Origin of the sequence: Streptomyces sp. NBC_01232, from assembly GCF_035989885.1 — a bacterium.
Classification (GTDB): Bacteria; Actinomycetota; Actinomycetes; order Streptomycetales; family Streptomycetaceae; genus Streptomyces.
In genome coordinates, this window is the sequence record NZ_CP108518.1 from 3862509 (window position 1) to 3878628 (window position 16120).

General features: G+C 72.3%; 16 protein-coding genes. 10 read left to right on the forward strand and 6 right to left on the reverse strand.

Annotated elements, in window-relative coordinates:
- Positions 1–13 precede the first annotated feature (13 nt).
- Positions 14–193, reverse strand: coding sequence for a hypothetical protein (locus OG444_RS17700; protein ID WP_327263106.1), 180 nt, complete (start codon positions 191–193; stop codon positions 14–16).
- Between the two features lie 216 nt (positions 194–409).
- On the opposite strand from OG444_RS17700, the gene OG444_RS17705 reads away from it, so the two are divergent.
- Both OG444_RS17705 and OG444_RS17710 read left to right on the forward strand, forming a co-directional pair.
- Positions 410–1048 carry a hypothetical protein gene (locus OG444_RS17705; RefSeq protein ID WP_327263107.1) on the forward strand — a complete coding sequence of 213 codons (639 nt, stop codon included), beginning with the start codon at positions 410–412 and terminating at the stop codon, positions 1046–1048.
- A 257-nt stretch (positions 1049–1305) separates the two neighbouring features.
- Positions 1306–3285, forward strand: a complete 1980-nt coding sequence (locus OG444_RS17710) for a HelD family protein (protein ID WP_442810761.1) — start codon at positions 1306–1308, stop codon at positions 3283–3285.
- A gap of 154 nt (positions 3286–3439) precedes the next feature.
- Here the strand turns inward: OG444_RS17710 and OG444_RS17715 are convergent, their stop codons facing one another.
- Positions 3440–4126: a copper homeostasis protein CutC gene (locus OG444_RS17715; RefSeq protein ID WP_327263109.1), complete on the reverse strand. Its 687-nt coding sequence runs from the start codon at positions 4124–4126 to the stop codon at positions 3440–3442.
- Positions 4127–4249: 123 nt separating this feature from the next.
- Here OG444_RS17715 and OG444_RS17720 point away from each other — a divergent pair, with 123 nt between their 5' ends.
- From OG444_RS17720 to OG444_RS17730, 3 genes are all read left to right on the forward strand, one after another.
- Positions 4250–4915 (forward strand): HD domain-containing protein, encoded by a 666-nt coding sequence (locus OG444_RS17720; protein WP_327263110.1) that lies wholly within the window; start codon positions 4250–4252, stop codon positions 4913–4915.
- A gap of 73 nt (positions 4916–4988) precedes the next feature.
- Complete coding sequence (locus tag OG444_RS17725; protein ID WP_327266830.1) at positions 4989–6209, forward strand: Cmx/CmrA family chloramphenicol efflux MFS transporter; 1221 nt, start codon at positions 4989–4991, stop codon at positions 6207–6209.
- 147 nt (positions 6210–6356) lie between these two features.
- On the forward strand, positions 6357–7571 hold the full coding sequence (locus tag OG444_RS17730) for a serine hydrolase domain-containing protein (RefSeq protein ID WP_327263111.1): 1215 nt from the start codon (positions 6357–6359) through the stop codon (positions 7569–7571).
- A 230-nt stretch (positions 7572–7801) separates the two neighbouring features.
- Here OG444_RS17730 and OG444_RS17735 read toward each other — a convergent pair whose 3' ends face one another.
- Both OG444_RS17735 and OG444_RS17740 read right to left on the reverse strand, forming a co-directional pair.
- Entirely contained in the window at positions 7802–8071 is a 270-nt protein-coding gene (locus OG444_RS17735; RefSeq protein ID WP_030387344.1) for a DUF4031 domain-containing protein, read from the reverse strand.
- A gap of 7 nt (positions 8072–8078) precedes the next feature.
- Positions 8079–8453 (reverse strand): hypothetical protein, encoded by a 375-nt coding sequence (locus OG444_RS17740; RefSeq protein ID WP_030727652.1) that lies wholly within the window; start codon positions 8451–8453, stop codon positions 8079–8081.
- Positions 8454–8553: 100 nt separating this feature from the next.
- Between OG444_RS17740 and OG444_RS17745 the strand changes: the two genes are divergently transcribed.
- Genes OG444_RS17745 through OG444_RS17755 form a run of 3 tightly spaced genes read left to right on the forward strand, consistent with a single transcriptional unit; the run spans position 8554 to position 11980 of the window.
- Complete coding sequence (locus tag OG444_RS17745; protein ID WP_442810553.1) at positions 8554–9507, forward strand: MurR/RpiR family transcriptional regulator; 954 nt, start codon at positions 8554–8556, stop codon at positions 9505–9507.
- The gene (gene murQ, locus OG444_RS17750; protein ID WP_327263112.1) at positions 9504–10427 is read left to right on the forward strand and encodes an N-acetylmuramic acid 6-phosphate etherase; all 924 of its coding nucleotides are present in this window, start codon (positions 9504–9506) and stop codon (positions 10425–10427) included. The genes OG444_RS17745 and murQ overlap by 4 nt, the downstream gene beginning before the upstream one ends.
- Positions 10428–10450: 23 nt before the next feature.
- Complete coding sequence (locus OG444_RS17755) at positions 10451–11980, forward strand: PTS transporter subunit EIIC (protein ID WP_327263113.1); 1530 nt, start codon at positions 10451–10453, stop codon at positions 11978–11980.
- 134 nt (positions 11981–12114) lie between these two features.
- Here the strand turns inward: OG444_RS17755 and OG444_RS17760 are convergent, their stop codons facing one another.
- Complete coding sequence (locus tag OG444_RS17760; protein ID WP_327263114.1) at positions 12115–13371, reverse strand: esterase/lipase family protein; 1257 nt, start codon at positions 13369–13371, stop codon at positions 12115–12117.
- Positions 13372–13644: 273 nt separating this feature from the next.
- Between OG444_RS17760 and OG444_RS17765 the strand changes: the two genes are divergently transcribed.
- Positions 13645–14031 (forward strand): hypothetical protein, encoded by a 387-nt coding sequence (locus OG444_RS17765; protein ID WP_327263115.1) that lies wholly within the window; start codon positions 13645–13647, stop codon positions 14029–14031.
- A 7-nt stretch (positions 14032–14038) separates the two neighbouring features.
- Positions 14039–14629, forward strand: coding sequence for a GNAT family N-acetyltransferase (locus tag OG444_RS17770; protein WP_327263116.1), 591 nt, complete (start codon positions 14039–14041; stop codon positions 14627–14629).
- 5 nt (positions 14630–14634) lie between these two features.
- Here OG444_RS17770 and OG444_RS17775 read toward each other — a convergent pair whose 3' ends face one another.
- Positions 14635–16044 carry a hypothetical protein gene (locus tag OG444_RS17775; protein WP_327263117.1) on the reverse strand — a complete coding sequence of 470 codons (1410 nt, stop codon included), beginning with the start codon at positions 16042–16044 and terminating at the stop codon, positions 14635–14637.
- Positions 16045–16120: the final 76 nt, after the last annotated feature.

Consider the following 16120-nt stretch of genomic DNA (forward strand, 5'->3'; position numbering starts at 1 on the left):
CGGGCCCGGCGGTTCAGTGACGTATGACGCCGGCGTCCTCGGCGTAGTCACCGAGGACGACGACGCTGACGGCGGTCGCCGCGAAGATCTTGACCGCGCGCAGCATGCCGCTGAGGCCGGGGCGCGGGCGTGAGTCGGAGTCGGCGCCGCTGGGACGGCTGCCCTGGATCGGGTCGAAGGTTGCGGGGCTCATGAATCCATGGTGCGTTTTCGCGCCGGGCCCGCACATCGCTCCCGGGAGGGAACTTCACGGCCTCCCGGGTCCTCCTCCCGTCGCATGACGCCCCCTAAGGGCCGTACTGAGGTCTGACGCTCCGCGGTATGACACCCGTCCGGATGCATGCGGGCCGAACGGGACCGACGCTGGGAAGGTCCGCGGTACAGGCGACCACGCCAGGGAGTGATCCGCATGACCCACCGTTCCCGGACGCGGCGCCTCGCACTGCTCTGCGCGTCGACAGCCCTGGTCACAGCGGGTCTGCTGCCGTCCGCCGGTGCGTCCGCCGCCCCGGCCCCCGCCTGCGCGGCCGCCAGGCACGGGCTCGCGCTCGCGCCCCCGCCGCCCACGGAACCCGCCGGGAACTGGGTGAAGACCACCGATCCCCCCAGCGGCATCACGACCAACCTCCCCGGAACGGCCCGGGTCCACAGGTCCTCCGTCCCCGTCGGCGACGAGACGGTCGATTTCCGCGCCTACGGCGTGGAGGTCCCGCAGGACGGCGCCGCCGGCTTCACCGTCCACGACATGCCGGGCGACCGGTTCGCCCTGGAGGACAACCTCAAGGGCTTCCTCATCGCCTACAACCAGCCCGAGGACGACGACGGCACTTTGACCAGCAGCCAGGTCCGCAGGACGACGGCCGACGGCCGCCCGGCCCTCGACGCACGCCTCTCCAGCAGCGGCGGCGCCGCCCCCGAGGCCGGCTTCATCCGCATCGTCTCCGACGACGACCATCTCGTCATGGCGATCACCATCGGTCCCGCGGAGAACCGGAAGACCGTGGAGGAGATGCACGAGCGGCTCGTCTCCTCCCTGCACGTCCCGTGATCCGCGCCGCGTAATGCGTTAGCGCGGCCCCGCCCCGGTGGCTAGAATCTCCGCTCTTGCCGCCTCCCACCGCCTCACCGGGGAGAGCCGCCCTCCGGCCGGAAACCGGCGGGCCATCTGTTCCGCACCCAGCAGCTGGAGGCAGTCCCGTGCCCGCGCACGCCCCCGAGACCACGCACGACGACCCGACCGCGCCCGCCGATCCGCTGGGCCGCGAACGCGCCCACCTGACCGCCTCCCGCTCCGCCCTGCGCGCCATGCGCGAGGACGTCGAGGCCCTCGACATCCGCGACGTCACCGCGAACTGGGTCAACGCGATCGTCCTCCAGGCCCAGATCGACGACCGCATCAAGGCTCTCGCCGACCTCGCCCACACCCCGCTCTTCTTCGGCCGTCTGAACTACCTGCACGCACCCGGCGCGGAACTCGCCGAGGGCGCGGAGGGCGAGCAGTTCTACATCGGCCGCCGCCACGTCCACGACGCCGACGGCGACCCGATGGTCATCGACTGGCGCGCGCCCGTCTCCCAGCCGTTCTACCGCGCCTCCAAGACCGACCCGCAGGACATCGCGCTGCGCCGCCGCTTCGGCTACACGGGCGGCGAGCTGACGGCGTACGAGGACGAGCACCTGTCCGACCCGGCCGAGGCGGCCGCGGTCAGCAAGCTGCTCCAGCAGGAGATCGAGCGCCCGCGCGTGGGCCCCATGCGGGACATCGTCGCGACGATCCAGCCCGAGCAGGACGAGATCGTGCGTTCCGGCCTGTCCGGTTCCGTCTGCGTGCAGGGCGGCCCCGGCACCGGCAAGACCGCGGTCGGCCTGCACCGCGTCGCGTACCTGCTCTACGCGCACCGCGACCGCCTCGCCCGCACGGGCACGCTCGTCATCGGGCCGAACCGTTCCTTCCTGCACTACATCGAGCAGGTCCTGCCGGCCCTGGGCGAGCTGGAGGTCAAGCAGGCCACCGTCGACGACCTGGTGGCCCAGGACGGCCTGGAGGTACGCGGCACGGACGCCGCCGAAACCGCCGTGGTCAAGGGCGACGCCCGGATGGCGGAGGTACTCGGCCGCGCGGTCCGCTCGCACGTCAGCCGTCCGACGGAGCCGCTGATGGTGGTCCGCGGCTCGCGCCGCTGGCGGGTGCCCGCGTACGAGCTGGAGGAGATGGTCGAGGAACTGCAGAAGCGCGACATCCGCTACGGCGCCGCCCGCGCGGCCCTGCCGCAGCGCATCGCGCACGCGGTGCTCGTACGGATGGAGCAGGCGGGCGAGGCTCCGGACGACCGGGTGCAGGACGCGGTGGCCCGCAACGCGGCGGTGAAGGCGGCGGTCAAGGCGATCTGGCCGGCCGTCGAACCGGCGAAGCTGGTGCTGCGCCTGCTGTCCGACCCCGAGTTCCTCGCGCTGCACGCGGCGGATGTGCTCACCGAGGACGAGCAGAAGCTCCTGCTGTGGCCGAAGCCGTTCCGCAGCGTGAAGTCGGCGAAGTGGTCGGCGGCGGACCTGGTCCTGATCGACGAGGCCACGGACCTGGTGGAGCGGACGCATTCGCTGGGCCACGTGGTCCTCGACGAGGCGCAGGACCTGTCGCCGATGCAGTACCGGGCGGTGGGGCGGCGCTGCACCACCGGCTCGGCGACGGTCCTCGGCGACCTCGCGCAGGGCACCACCCCGTGGGCCACGCGCAGCTGGGACGAGGCCCTCACGCACCTGGGCAAGCCGCAGGCGGTGCTGGAGGAGCTGACGGCGGGCTTCCGCGTGCCGCGCGAGGTGATCGCGTACGCCTCGCGGCTGCTGCCGTCGATCTCCCCGGGCCTGGCGCCGGTCTCCTCGGTCCGCGAGACGCCGGGCTCCCTGCGGATCGCGAAGGCCCGGGCGGACGGCCTGACGGCGGCGGTGGTCGCCGCGTGCCGTGACTCCTTGGCGCACGAGGGATCGATCGGGCTGATCGCGGCGGACGCGCGGATCCCGGTGCTGGCGGATGCCCTGCTGGCAGCCGGGCTGCCGTACCTGTCGCCCGGTGAGGAGACGACCGCGAAGTCCCGGCTGACGCTGGTGCCGGCGTCGCTGGCGAAGGGTCTGGAGTACGACTACGTGGTCCTGGACGAGCCCGCGGCGATCGTGGACGGCGAGCCGGACGAGCGGACGGGCCTGCGCCGCCTCTACGTCTGCCTCACCCGCGCGGTCTCGGGCCTGACGGCCCTCCACTCGGCCCCGCTCCCGACCGCCCTGTCCTGACCTGCGGCCCGCCCTCCTGGGGCTCCGCCCCAGACCCCGCGCCTCAAACGCCGGCGGGGCTGGATTTTCCAGCCCCGCCGGCGTTTGAGGCGCGGGGGTCCGGGGGCGGAGCCCCCGGCAGCGGCGGCGGCGCCGGCCGACAGCCGGACCCCCGTCAGGACAGCGCGGCTCGCCAGTCGGCGACGGCCGCCGCCGAGACCGGTCCGCCCCACCCGGAGGGACGCGCCGCGCCGCCGATGTGGAACGCGTCGATGCCACCGGCGACCAGCACCGGCAGGTGCGACAGCGTCAGCCCGCCGCCCACCAGGATCCGCGCCCCGTACCCCGGCTCACCCCGCCGCGCCGCCTCCGCGAGCAGCACCGGAAGCCCCGCCTCCACCCCGTCCGCCGCGCCCGCCGTCAGGTACGTGTCCAGCCCGGGCAGATCGGCCAGCGCCTTGCGCAGCTGGTCCCGGTCCGCCGCGCGGTCGATCGCCCGGTGGAAGGTCCACCGGCAGCCGTCCAGCTCCGCGACGACCGCCTCGACCGCGGCCAGGTCGGGGGTGCCGTCCGCGTGCAGGAAGCCGAGCACGAACTCCTGCGCGCCCTCCGCCCGCAGCTCCCGCGCCACCCGGACCAGCTCGGACACGTCCCCGGCCGCGAACCCGTCCGTCCTGCGGAGCATCACGCGCAGCGGGATGTCGACCGCCGCCCTGATCGCCGCGAAGGTCTCGCGCGGCGGGGTGAGCCCGTCGGCGGCCATGTCGGTGACCAGCTCGAGTCGGTCCGCCCCACCGGCCTGGGCCGCGACCGCATCCTCCACGTCGAGGGCGATCACCTCCAGGAGCGCACGGTTGCTCATTCGATCCCATCCTTCGAAAACCAGCTCGGGAAAACTGTGGTGAAATAGGTCTAGTCCAATATTCAGAATACGGGGCTCCACCCGCCCTTCACCAGCACAATCACGCCACCCCACAATGTGCCCATGGACACAGGCACCCACCGCAGCGACACCGCCGACCTCCGGGCCCGCTGGCGGGCGACCGTCACCGCCGCCGGCGCCCCCGCCGACCGCGATCCCGCCCCCTACGCCGAGCGCCTCCTCACCGCCTGGGCGGAGCCGCAGCGCCGCTACCACACCACCGCTCACCTGGCCGACGTACTCGCGCGGGTCGACGTACTGGCCCCGCACGCCGCCGATCCCGCCGCCGTGCAGCTCGCCGCCTGGTTCCACGACGCCGTCTACCGCCCCGACCGCTCCGAGAACGAGGAGCGCAGCGCCGCCATGGCCGAGCGCGCCCTCCCCGAGCTCGGCATCGGCCCGGCGCGCACCGCCGAGGTGGCCCGGCTGGTCCGGCTCACCGTCACCCACGACCCCGCCCCCGGTGACACCGACGGCGAGGCGCTCTGCGACGCCGACCTGGCGGTACTGGCCGGGGCCCCCGACGCCTACGCCGCGTACGTCGCCGCCGTCCGCGCCGAGTACGGCTTCGTCCCGGACGACGCCTTCCGCACCGGCCGCGCCGCCGTCCTGCGCCAGCTCCTCGACCTGCCGCGGCTCTTCCGCACCCCCTACGGAGCCGCGCACTGGGAGGCCCCGGCCCGCGCCAACCTGGCCGCCGAGCTCGCCGAGCTCACGCAACACGAATGACACACCCCGGGGAATTTGATCGCGTTCGCGCTGGTTGGTGACAGTCATGCCCGCAGTCGCAGCACGCCCCCGCATGCCCGTCGCCGTCTACGTCCTCGGACTGTCCGTGTTCGCGCTCGGCACCAGCGAATTCATGCTCTCCGGGCTGCTGCCACCCATCGCCGAGGACATGGGCGTCACCATTCCGCAGGCGGGCCTGCTCATATCCGCCTTCGCGATCGGCATGGTCGTCGGAGCCCCGCTGCTGGCCGTAGCCACCTTGCGCCTCCCCCGCCGCACCACCCTCATCTCCCTCATCAGCCTCTTCGGCCTCGGGCAGGTCGCGGGCGCGCTGGCCCCCTCCTACGAGCTCCTCTTCGCCTCCCGCGTGGTCTCCGCACTCGCCTGCGCCGGCTTCTGGGCCGTGGGCGCGGCCGTCGCCATCGCCATGGTCGACAAGGACCAGCGGGCCCGCGCGATGGCCGTCATGATCGGCGGCCTGTCGATCGCGAACGTCCTCGGCGTCCCCGCCGGCGCCTTCCTCGGCGAGCACCTGGGCTGGCGCTCCGCCTTCTGGTCGGTCGGCGCCGCCTCCGCGATCGCGCTCGTCGGCATCCTGGCGCTCATCCCGAAGATCCCGCTGCCCGCCGAGAAGCCCTCGCTCGGGCGCGAGCTGCGCATCTACCGCGACCGCCAGGTATGGCTCGCCATCGGCATCACGGCGCTGGCCGCGGGGGGCGTCTTCTGTGCCTTCAGCTACCTCTCCCCGCTGCTCACGGACGTGGCCGGGCTGGATTCGCAGTGGGTCCCGTGGATCCTCGGCCTCTTCGGCATCGGCGCGCTGGCCGGCACCACCGTCGGCGGCCGGGTCGCCGACGCGCACCTGTTCGGCGTGATGATCTGGGGCGTCACCGCCTCCACCGTCTTCCTCGCCGCGCTCGCCCTGCTGGCCTCCAGCGCCACCGCGGCGGTCGCCCTGGCCTTCCTGCTCGGCTTCTCGGCGTTCTTCACCGCCCCGGCGCTCAACGCCCGCATGTTCAACGTGGCCGGCGCCGCCCCGACCCTGGCCGGTGCCACCACCACGGCCGCGTTCAACCTCGGCAACACCGGTGGTCCCTGGCTCGGCGGCACCGTCATCGACGCGGACCTGGGCTTCGGCGCCACCGCCTGGGCGGGCGCCGCCATGACGGTCACCGCGATCGCCCTCACCGTGATCGCCCTGCGCCTGGACCGCCGTACGCCGCAGCCGGCCACCCGCGTGGTCGCCGCGGGAGGCGCCGCCGCGACCCCCGCCGGGGAACCCGCACGCGCCTGACCCCGGTCCCGGGCCCCGGTCCCGGGCCCCGGTCGCCGCCCCGGACCCGGCTTCCTACGATGGGAACGTCAGCTCGGGGACCGGGGACCGCTCGGGGAAGCGCGTCAGGGGTGATCCTTCATGGGCCGGTACCGGACGCCCACCGTCTTGGCAGCCGCCTCCCTGCTGCTGACCGCGCTGTGCGCGGGCCAGGCCCCCCCGGCCGCCCCGCCGGGCCGGGTCGACATCGACCCGGCGACCGCCGAGCAGCTCGACGACGCGATCACCGCGGCCATGCGCAAGGCCGACATCCCCGGCGTGGGTGTCGGCCTGTGGATCGACGGCGAGGACCCCTACGTGCGCGCCTTCGGCACCGCCGACAAGGCCACCGGCGTCCCCATCAAGACCGACACGCACACCCGCATCGGCAGTGTCACCAAGACCTTCACCGTCACCGCCGTCCTGCAGCTCGTCGACGACGGGAAGGTACGGCTCGACGCGCCGGTCTCGACGTACCTCGACGGCGTGCCCGGCGGCGACAAGATCACCGTCCGGCAGCTCGCCGACATGCGCAGCGGCCTCTACAACTACACCGAGGACCCGCGCCTGCTGGCCACCTACAAGGCCGACCCGCACCGCACCTGGACCCCGCAGGAGCTGCTGGACACCGCTTTCCGGCACCCTGCCAACTTCCCGGCGGGCACGCGCTGGGAGTACTCCAACACCAACACCGTCCTGCTCGGCCTGCTCGTCGAGAAGGTCGGCGGGCAGCCCCTGCACACCTACCTGCAGCAGCACGTCTTCGAACCGGCGGACCTGGGCGCGACCTCGCTGCCGACCGGCGCGGAGATCGCGTCCCCGTACGTGCACGGCTACACGAACTTCACCCCGAACGGCGCGACCGTCGACGCCTCCACCTGGAACCCGTCCTGGGCATGGGCGGCCGGAGCGACGATCTCCACCATGGACGACCTGCACTCCTGGGTCCCGACCCTGGTCACCGGGAAGCTGCCCGACGGCGACCGCCTGCTGGAGCCGGGCACCCAGGCCCAGCGGATGCGCATGCTGCCCACCGGGCACCCCGACATCGGCTACGGGCTCGGCATCGCCGAGCTCGACGGCTGGATCGGCCACAACGGCGAGCTGCCCGGCTACGAGACCATCGCCGTCCGGCTCCCGCAGGAGCGCGCCACGATGGTGATCGTGGTGAACTCCGACGTCGACGGGAAGTTCGGCAGCCTGAGCTCCCTCATCGCCAACACGGTCACCAAGATCGCGACCCCCGAGCACGTCTGGTCGCTCCCGCCTGCGGCCCAGCCCAACGCCGTCCCGGAGTCGTCCGCACCACCGACCCCGGCCCCGAGCCCCGCCCCGAGCTCCTAGGTCCTGTCGTCGAAGTAGCGCCGGTTGGGCGCCACGGGCCAAGCGGGACTCTGACGACAGGACCACCTAGGTCGTCTCTTTCGGATCTTGTCGGGCCCGCGCTGCCCGGCACCGCACCTCGCTGCGTTGTCGGGGCTCCCGAGTACGTCCAGTACAAGGGAGCTCCTCCGCCTTGCGATGCACGGCACCGGACAACGCGGGCTCGGCCGACAAGATCCGAAAGAGGCGGCCTAGGCCGCCGGCCGGCCCTTGGGGCGGCGCAGGCCCGCCGCGGTGAGGCGGCGGACGAGTTCCTTGCTGCCGATCTCCACAGCCCCCGCGCCGACCGCGTCCGCGTACCGGTAGGACGGCACGTCGTAGTGGTCCCGTTCGAAGGCCCTCGGCGGGCAGCCGATGCCCGCCGCGAAGGCGTGCAGCTCCTCGTACGACACGTCGCTGACCAGGTGCGACCACATGCGGCCGTGGCCCGGCCAGGTCGGCGGGTCGATGTATACGGTCACCGGCGGCTCACCGGAGGCCGAAGACGGGACCCAGGCCGCCGATCGCGGCCACCTTCACACCCGCCTCCGAGCACACCCAGTGCGGGTCGGGTCCCAGCTCCGGCTCCACGTCGAGCGCGTGCGGCTCGCCGTGGTTGCAGACCGGGCAGAGCGGCCATCGTCCGTACTTCTCCAGCAGCGCGTCCTTCACGTCCTGGGCGACAAGTCCGGCAAGGTAGTCGACCCCCTCCGGCCACTGCTCCACCCACCACCGGCGGTGCGTGACCGAGTCCTCGACGAGGGAGACGACATCGGCATCGGCGACCTCACCGGCAGCGAGATCGGCGAGAACGAGGGCACGGGCGACGTGCAGCGCCTGTTCCAGGGGGGTCGCGTGGTCCATGCGCCCATTGTGGACCCGCAGGGGCCCGGTGATGAAGGCCCTCTTTCCGGAGGCCCAATGGCGTATTGACCGGAGCCGGCGCTGAAAATAAATTTCAGATGTGAGCCAGAACACGAAGGAAACTTCCAGCCCCGTCAACGGCCCCACCGACGGCCCCGCCCCGGCTCCCCCGCCGCACGCCCTCCGGGCCCGGATCCGCAGCCTCGCCCCGTCCCTGCCCCGCTCCGTGCAGGCCGTCGCCGAAGCCGTCGCCGCCGACCCCGCCGCCTGTGCCCGGCTCACCGTCTCCGCCCTCGCCGAGCACACCGGCACCAGCGAGGCCACCGTCGTCCGCACCGCACGCCTCCTCGGCTACCCCGGCTACCGCGACCTGCGCCTCGCGCTCGCCGCCCTCGCCGCCCAGCAGGAATCCGGCACCGCCCCCGCAGTCACCGTCGACATAGCCGTCGACGACCCCCTCGCGGACGTCGTCGCCAAGCTGGCCCACGAGGAGGCGCAGACCCTCACCGACACCGCCGCCGCACTCGACCTCACCCAGCTCGCCGCCGCCGTCACCGCCCTCGCCACCGCCCGCCGCATCGACATCTACGGCGTCGGCGCCTCCGCCCTCGTCGGCCAGGACCTCGCCCAGAAGCTGCTGCGCATCGGCCTCCTCGCCCACGCGCACAGCGACCCGCACCTGGCCGTCACGGGCGCCGTCCAGCTTCGCCCCGGCGATGTCGCCGTCGCGATCACCCACTCCGGCACCACCGGCGACGTGATCGAGCCGCTGCGCGTCGCGTTCGAGCGCGGCGCCACCACCCTCGCCCTCACCGGCCGCCCCACCAGCCCCGTCACCCGCCACGCCGATCTCGTCCTGACCACCTCCGCCGCCCGCGAGACCCACCTGCGCCCGGCCGCCATGTCCAGCAGGACCAGCCAGCTGCTCGTCGTCGACTGCCTCTTCGTCGGCATCGCGCAGCAGACCTACGAGACCGCCGCACCCGCCCTCACCGCCTCCTACGAAGCCCTCGCCCACCGCCGCACGCGCCACCCGCCAGGGAGTCACCGATGACCGCCTACGCAGAACTCCGCGCCCAGCTGGAAACGCTCACCACCGAGGCCTTCCGCCCGGAGCTCGCCGAGATCGACCGGCTGTCCACCCTCGACATCGCCCGCACCATGAACGCCGAGGACGCCACCGTCCCGGCCGCCGTCGCCGGCCAGCTGCCGCAGATCGCCGCCGCCGTCGACGCGATCGCCGAGCGCATGGCCCGCGGCGGCCGGCTCGTCTACGCGGGCGCCGGCACGGCCGGCCGGATGGGCGTCCTGGACGCCAGCGAATGCCCGCCCACCTTCAACACCGACCCGTCCGAGGTCGTCGGCCTGATCGCCGGCGGCCCCTCCGCCATGGTCAAGGCCGTTGAGGGCGCCGAGGACTCCAAGGAGCTGGCCGCCGAGGACCTCACCGCACTGCGGATCGGGCCGGACGACACGGTCGTCGGCATCTCCGCCTCCGGCCGCACCCCGTACGCGATCGGCGCCGTCGAGTCCGCCCGTACCCGCGGCGCGCTCACCGTCGGGCTCTCCTGCAACGCCGGTTCCGCCCTCGCCGCGGCCGCCGACCACGGCATCGAGGTGGTCGTCGGACCCGAACTCCTCACCGGATCCACCCGCCTGAAGGCCGGCACCGCGCAGAAGCTCGTCCTCAACCTCATCTCGACCATCACGATGATCCGCCTCGGGAAGACCTACGGGAACCTCATGGTCGACATGCGCTCCTCGAACGAGAAGCTGCGCGCCCGTGCCCGACGCATCGTGGCGCTGGCCACCGGAGCGCCCGACGAGGAGATCGAGGCGGCCCTCACCGCCACCGGCGGCGAGGTCAAGAACGCCGTCCTCGTCGTCCTCGGCGGAGTCGACGGCCCCACGGCCGCCGAGCTGCTCGCCGCATCGCAGGGCCACCTGCGCGCCGCCCTCGCCCGTACTCGCTGACCCCCGACCCAAGGCGATCCCACATGTCCACTGACAAGAACCGCGCCACCGCCGCCGCGATCCTTCCGCTGGTCGGCGGCCCGGACAACATCATCTCGATCGCGCACTGCATGACCCGCCTGCGCATCTCACTGCGCGACCGCTCGCTGGTCCAGGACGAGGCCCTGCGCGCCCTGCCCGCGGTGCTCGGCGTGGTCGAGGACGACACATACCAGATCGTGCTGGGCCCAGGCGCCGTTGCCCGCGTGACCCCGGAGTTCGAGGCACTCGTCGAGGAGGCCCGTGCCGCCGCACCGGCCGCACCCCCCGCCGGCGGCACCACCGGCCCCACCCCGGCCGGGGCGATCACCGCGGACGGCCTCGCCGCCCACGGCGCGGCGCTGAAGGAGGCTCAGAAGGCGAGGAACGCGACCCCCTTCAAGCTGTTCCTGCGCCGGATCGCGAACATCTTCGTGCCGCTGATCCCGGCACTCATCGGCTGCGGCATCATCGCCGGCCTGAACGGGCTGCTGAACAATCTCGGCTGGGTGCCCGCCGTCGTACCGGCGTTGGCCGCGATCTCGGCGGGCTTCATGTCCCTGATCGCGGTCTTCGTCGGATACAACACGGCCAAGGAGTTCGGCGGCACGCCCATCCTCGGCGGCGCCGTCGCCGCCGTCATCGTCTTCCCCGGCGTCGCGAAGATCGACGCCTTCGGGCTGGAGCTGAAACCCGGCCAGGGCGGCGTGCTCGGCGCGCTCGCCGCCGCCCTCCTCGCCGTGTACGTGGAGAAGTGGTGCCGCACCTGGGTCCCCGAGGCCCTGGACGTCCTCGTCACCCCCACCCTCACCGTGCTGATCTCGGGCCTGGTCACCCTCTTCGGCCTGATGTATCTCGCCGGCGAGGCCTCCGCCGCCATCGGCACCTTCGCGAACTGGCTCCTCACCGGCGGCGGCGCCTTTGCCGGCCTGGTCCTCGGCGGCCTCTTCCTCCCCCTCGTGATGCTCGGCCTGCACCAGGCCCTGATCCCCATCCACACCACCCTCATCGAGCAGGACGGCTACACCGTCCTGCTGCCCATCCTCGCCATGGCGGGCGCGGGCCAGGTCGGCGCGGCCATCGCCGTCCACTACCGGCTCCCGCGCAACGGCTCGCTCCGCGCCACCATCAGGTCCGCCCTCCCGGCCGGCTTCCTGGGCATCGGCGAACCGCTGATCTACGGCGTCTCCCTGCCGCTCGGCCGCCCCTTCGTCACCGCCTGCATCGGCGGCGCGGCCGGCGGCGCCTTCGTCGGCCTCTTCCACCAACTGGGCGTCGCCTTCGGCTCCACCGCCATCGGCCCCTCCGGCTGGGCCCTGTTCCCGCTGCTGGACGGCCGGTCGAGCGCCGGTGTCACCCTCGCGATCTACGCGGGCGGCCTGCTGGTCGGCTACCTGGTGGGCTTCGTCGCCACCTACTTCTTCGGCTTCACCCGCCGGATGCTGGCCGACCTCGACACCGACCCGGACACGGACACCGCCCCGGAGACCGCCAGCTCTCCCGAAGCGCCCCCGAAGGAACACGTCCCGGCCTAGGTCGGCCGCCGCGCGGAGCGCCGGGGTGGGCGGGGCGGCCGCCGCGCGGAGCGCCGGGGTGGGCGGGGCGGCCGCCGCGCGGAGCGCCGGGGTGGGCGGGGCGGCTGCCGGGCCGGTGCCGCCCACCCCCGTGGTCACTGGGCCACGATCTCGTTCACGATCCACTCCCCGAGTTCCACGGTCATGGTGGTGTGGCCCTCGTTGCGGCCGGCGCACAGGAAGGCGTCGAGCGCGCTGTCGTCCGCGGCGATCGGGCGGTACAGCGCCTTCGGGTCGTTGATGTCGCCGGACGCGACGGCGCTGATGGCGGGGATGAAACAGGACGTGGTGATGACGTCCGGGTCGACAGCGTTGCCGAGCAGGGTCATGAGGAGGGCGGCGAGGCCGAAGCTGCCGGTGTCGCCGACCGGGGACTGCATGGTGAACAGACCGCCGGGAGCGCCGTCGATGTCGGGCAGCCCGCTGGTGCGCACCATGGTCGCCTCCTCGCCGGCCTTCTGCAGCCTGGCGACGATCTGGTCACCCTGGGCCTGGATCTTCAGCCAGGTGTCCTTCAGCGTTTCACCGTCGCCCCGCACCGCGATCGCGTCGGCCTCGGCGCCGTTTCCGGCACCGGTGTCCACGCCGTTGGCGACACCGATCTTGCGGACGTTCCGCGGCCACTCCCCGATGTCGTCGAGCTTGCGGAGGAACGCGAGCCGCTCCGATGCCTGCTTCGGCTCGGCGTCGACCTTGCCGATGTGCCACCGGGCCATTTCCTTCGCCGCGGGGCTGTTGAGCAGCCCGGAGAGCTGGCGCAGCACGGGGCCCAGCGTGGGGTTGTCTCCCCACTTGTCCGTCGCGTAGTGGGTGAAGGCCTGGAGGGAGACCGGGAACCACGCTCCCTGGTGGGGGGTGTCGTAGGAGAGGTAGGTGCCGGTCTCGTGGTCCGGGAGGCCGGGGTCGTTCTCCATCCTGGCCAGCGCGTAGCGGGTGATGAGCCCACCCATGCTGAAGCCGCCCACGACCAGCTTCGCGCGACCCACCCGCTCGGCGACGGCCCTGCTGATGCACTCGATCGCGGTCTCGGCGTTGGCCGTGATCGAGGCCGTCCGGTCGTGGTAGCCGAGGATGATCACATCGCGGCCGGTGGCGTGCAGCTCACTGATGAAGCGGTAGTTCCCGTTCTCCTCCAGCCCGTGCCAGAGCTGGTCGATGTTGGTCGATCCACCCGAGAAGCCGTCGGAGAGGATGACGGGCCGAATGAGCTGCCGGCGGTTCAGCGGGCTGTAGTACACCCAGGCCGTGCCGCCCTCCAGGGGCCACTCGTCGTGCGCTTCCGGCGCGGGAGGAAAGGAGGAACGGGCGTGCGGGGAGGCAGGCCCCCAGATGTCAACGACGGTGTTGGACATACTCGGTCGGCTCCTTGCGTAGTCATGGAACCACCGCACGCAGGCACGGTGATCCGGGGCGGGCCGGGAGTTCCTGAGGCCCAGCAGCTCCCTGCCGCCCGGCATCCTCACACCAGGTCACCGACCGCTCCCCGCGCCTCTGACCAGGGAAACCATCCCTCCGAGTGATCATCTTCAGCATTCGGGCGAGGCCCAGAGCACCAAAATCGTTTCGCCATCGGGGAGTTGCCGACCGCCGGAGAGACCCCGAACCCCGGCTGCCATGCTGTGCGGATGCTGCTCCCCGCCGAAGCCGTCGCCGCCACGACCCGCATCGACGTCGTACGCATCACCGCCGGTCCCGAGCACCACGGCGGCCCGATGACCGGGCCCGTCGTCGGGTACTGGGAGGGGCCCGCCGTCGCGGAGATGCTCACGGCCGTACGGAAGATCCCCGCCGCCGACCTCACCCTGTGCGGGTTCGCCCCCGGCTGGGGCCTGCGCGCGTACGCCGACCCGGCCGAGCCGCCCCTGTACGAAGCGGCGTTCTGCTACGGCTGCGACATGGCCTGGCTCTGGGGCCCCCGGGTCCCGGAGCCGCTGCACCGCCAGACCTTCGCCTCGGACTCGCCGTACGCCTTGTTCCTGCGCATGCGCATGCGCGCCGCGGGTCCGCAATGATGCCGACATGATCAACTCCATACCTCCCGTGGTCCCCGCCGGTCGGATGCGCGCCCTGCCGCAGCCCGAGTTCGAGTTGCCGGGCGGCATGCTGCTGCGCCCCTGGGCGGCGTACGACATTCCCGCGCTCGTCGAGTCCTGCCTCGACCCTGACATCCGGCACTGGAACCGGCCCGCCCTCCTCACCCCCGCCGAGGCCGAGGAACGGATCGCCCGCTGGCACGCCCGCTGGCAGGCCGAGGAGGCCGCGATCTGGGCCGTCGCCCCCGCCGCCGGAGGCCCGGCGGTCGGCCTCATCGGCGTCGGCGACCTCGACCTCGCGGGCGGCAGCGGCGAGATCCTCTACTGGCTGCTGCCCGCCGGACGCGGCCGCGGGGTCATGGTGCCGGCCACCGAACGCGTCAGCCGCTGGGCCTTCGAGGACCTGGGCCTGCAGCGCGTACGGATCACCCATTCCGTGGCCAACCCGGCCTCCTGCGCCATCGCGACCAAGGCCGGCTTCCCCCTGGAGGGCACCATGCGCGGAGCCCTCCTGCACGCGGACGGCTGGCACGACGAGCACCTGCACGCCCGCCTGCGCACCGACGCTCCGGCGTAGACCGGTCACTTGGGCGGACTCACGGTCTTCACCGTGGCGCGGGCCTTCTCCAGCAGCTCCTGATAGGGCGTCTGCGCCATGATTCCGCGCACCTGCGAGAGGCCGTACCGCTTGATGGCGTCTTCGTTCGAGAAGGGTTCGTTCGGGTCGAACTCGATCCGCTGCCCGGGTGGCGACACATCCACATTGATGCGCGGCCATTCCTTGTTGGCGACCCTCCACACGGTCACACGCTGCGGACCGCGGGTCGCGTTCAGGATTTCGCTGCTGTTCTCGATCTGCGACCGGTACCGGTACTTCGCACCCGCCGGAGTCCCCTTCTCCGCATCCTTCCTGATCGTCTCGGCTCCCACCCTGGTACGCGCGAAGCCGGCGGACATCGTCATCCTGTCCTTTCTGATCACGTACACCTCGGTCTGGGCCCTGAGCGCCTCGTAGGGACGCTTCTCGGCATTTTCGGGATCCGTGATCTCGACCACGGCGTCCTGCGCCACTTCCTCCCCCGGATTCAGCACTCGGCCGACAGGTGTGACGAACTCTCCGTCGTAGATCAGGTCGAAGGCGGTGGGCTTGATTTCGGGCGGACTGGCCGGCGCACCATGAATCCAGTAGATGCTGCCGAGAACGTAGACGGGCACCTGGCCGGCGTTCTTCACGTACAGATGTACCGTCACGTACATCGGCGCTCCGCTCCTGGCCAGATTCGCCTCCCTGAACTCGGCCCCGCTCTGTATCAGAGGGGTCGTCATATAGGGAACGTAGACTTGCGAATACGCCAGGTTGGAGGCGGCGAGAAGGCTGGAGACGATCACCCCGATCGCGATCGACCTGGGAATGGAGAGGCCCATCCACGCCCGGCACACGTGGAGTTCGGACAGGGCCGCCAAGGACCAGACGCAGAGGGCTATCCCGATCGTGGTGTACCGGTTGAAGTGCTCGCCGATCTGCAGCAGCAGGAGGGAGACGCTGCAGAAGAGGGCGATCAGGACGCCGACCAGAACGGCCACCCCCGAGTAGCACCACCGCCGCTTGCCCCAGTAGTCGACAGCGGCGACGGCGGTACCCAGCTCCACCAACGCCACCGCAACAATGGTGCATCCCGCGATGCGTCCGCCGTAGGTCAGAGCATCGCCGCTGTCCGCGTATCCGATCTTGAAGAGCGGATACGCGGTGGCGAGGAGACCGAGGACCATGAAGAGGCCGGTCGCCCTCCGCAACCCCGCTCGATCCGGCCAGACGGTTCCGTCCTCACCGAGCCAGCGGACGGGATGTCCGTCGGGCACGCCATCACGCCTCAGCACTCTTCGGAGTTCCTTGTCCGACCAGACCTTGCCCGCGAAAATGCCGTCGATCAGAACCTTCCGCAGACCACGGTCATCAGGCGCCCCCACGGTGACCACGGGTGTGTTCGCCATGACACCAGCCTGCCGCTCCTGCGCGGGAAGTGCCTCCGGAGCGCGGACCCGTGAGCACCGCCGCGCCGGGGTGCGC

Bases quoted from the DNA above. Each gene is read 5' to 3' on its own strand.
- OG444_RS17705 (WP_327263107.1), top strand. From the start codon at position 410: ATGACCCACCGTTCCCGGACGCGGCGCCTCGCACTGCTCTGCGCGTCG.
- murQ (WP_327263112.1), top strand. From the start codon at position 9,504: ATGACCGCCTACGCAGAACTCCGCGCCCAGCTGGAAACGCTCACCACC.
- OG444_RS17710 (WP_442810761.1), top strand. From the start codon at position 1,306: ATGCGCGAGGACGTCGAGGCCCTCGACATCCGCGACGTCACCGCGAAC.
- OG444_RS17760 (WP_327263114.1), bottom strand. From the start codon at position 13,371: ATGTCCAACACCGTCGTTGACATCTGGGGGCCTGCCTCCCCGCACGCC.
- OG444_RS17755 (WP_327263113.1), top strand. From the start codon at position 10,451: ATGTCCACTGACAAGAACCGCGCCACCGCCGCCGCGATCCTTCCGCTG.
- OG444_RS17775 (WP_327263117.1), bottom strand. From the start codon at position 16,044: ATGGCGAACACACCCGTGGTCACCGTGGGGGCGCCTGATGACCGTGGT.
- OG444_RS17725 (WP_327266830.1), top strand. From the start codon at position 4,989: ATGCCCGTCGCCGTCTACGTCCTCGGACTGTCCGTGTTCGCGCTCGGC.
- OG444_RS17765 (WP_327263115.1), top strand. From the start codon at position 13,645: ATGCTGCTCCCCGCCGAAGCCGTCGCCGCCACGACCCGCATCGACGTC.
- OG444_RS17720 (WP_327263110.1), top strand. From the start codon at position 4,250: ATGGACACAGGCACCCACCGCAGCGACACCGCCGACCTCCGGGCCCGC.
- OG444_RS17770 (WP_327263116.1), top strand. From the start codon at position 14,039: ATGATCAACTCCATACCTCCCGTGGTCCCCGCCGGTCGGATGCGCGCC.
- OG444_RS17715 (WP_327263109.1), bottom strand. From the start codon at position 4,126: ATGAGCAACCGTGCGCTCCTGGAGGTGATCGCCCTCGACGTGGAGGAT.
- OG444_RS17700 (WP_327263106.1), bottom strand. From the start codon at position 193: ATGAGCCCCGCAACCTTCGACCCGATCCAGGGCAGCCGTCCCAGCGGC.
- OG444_RS17740 (WP_030727652.1), bottom strand. From the start codon at position 8,453: ATGGACCACGCGACCCCCCTGGAACAGGCGCTGCACGTCGCCCGTGCC.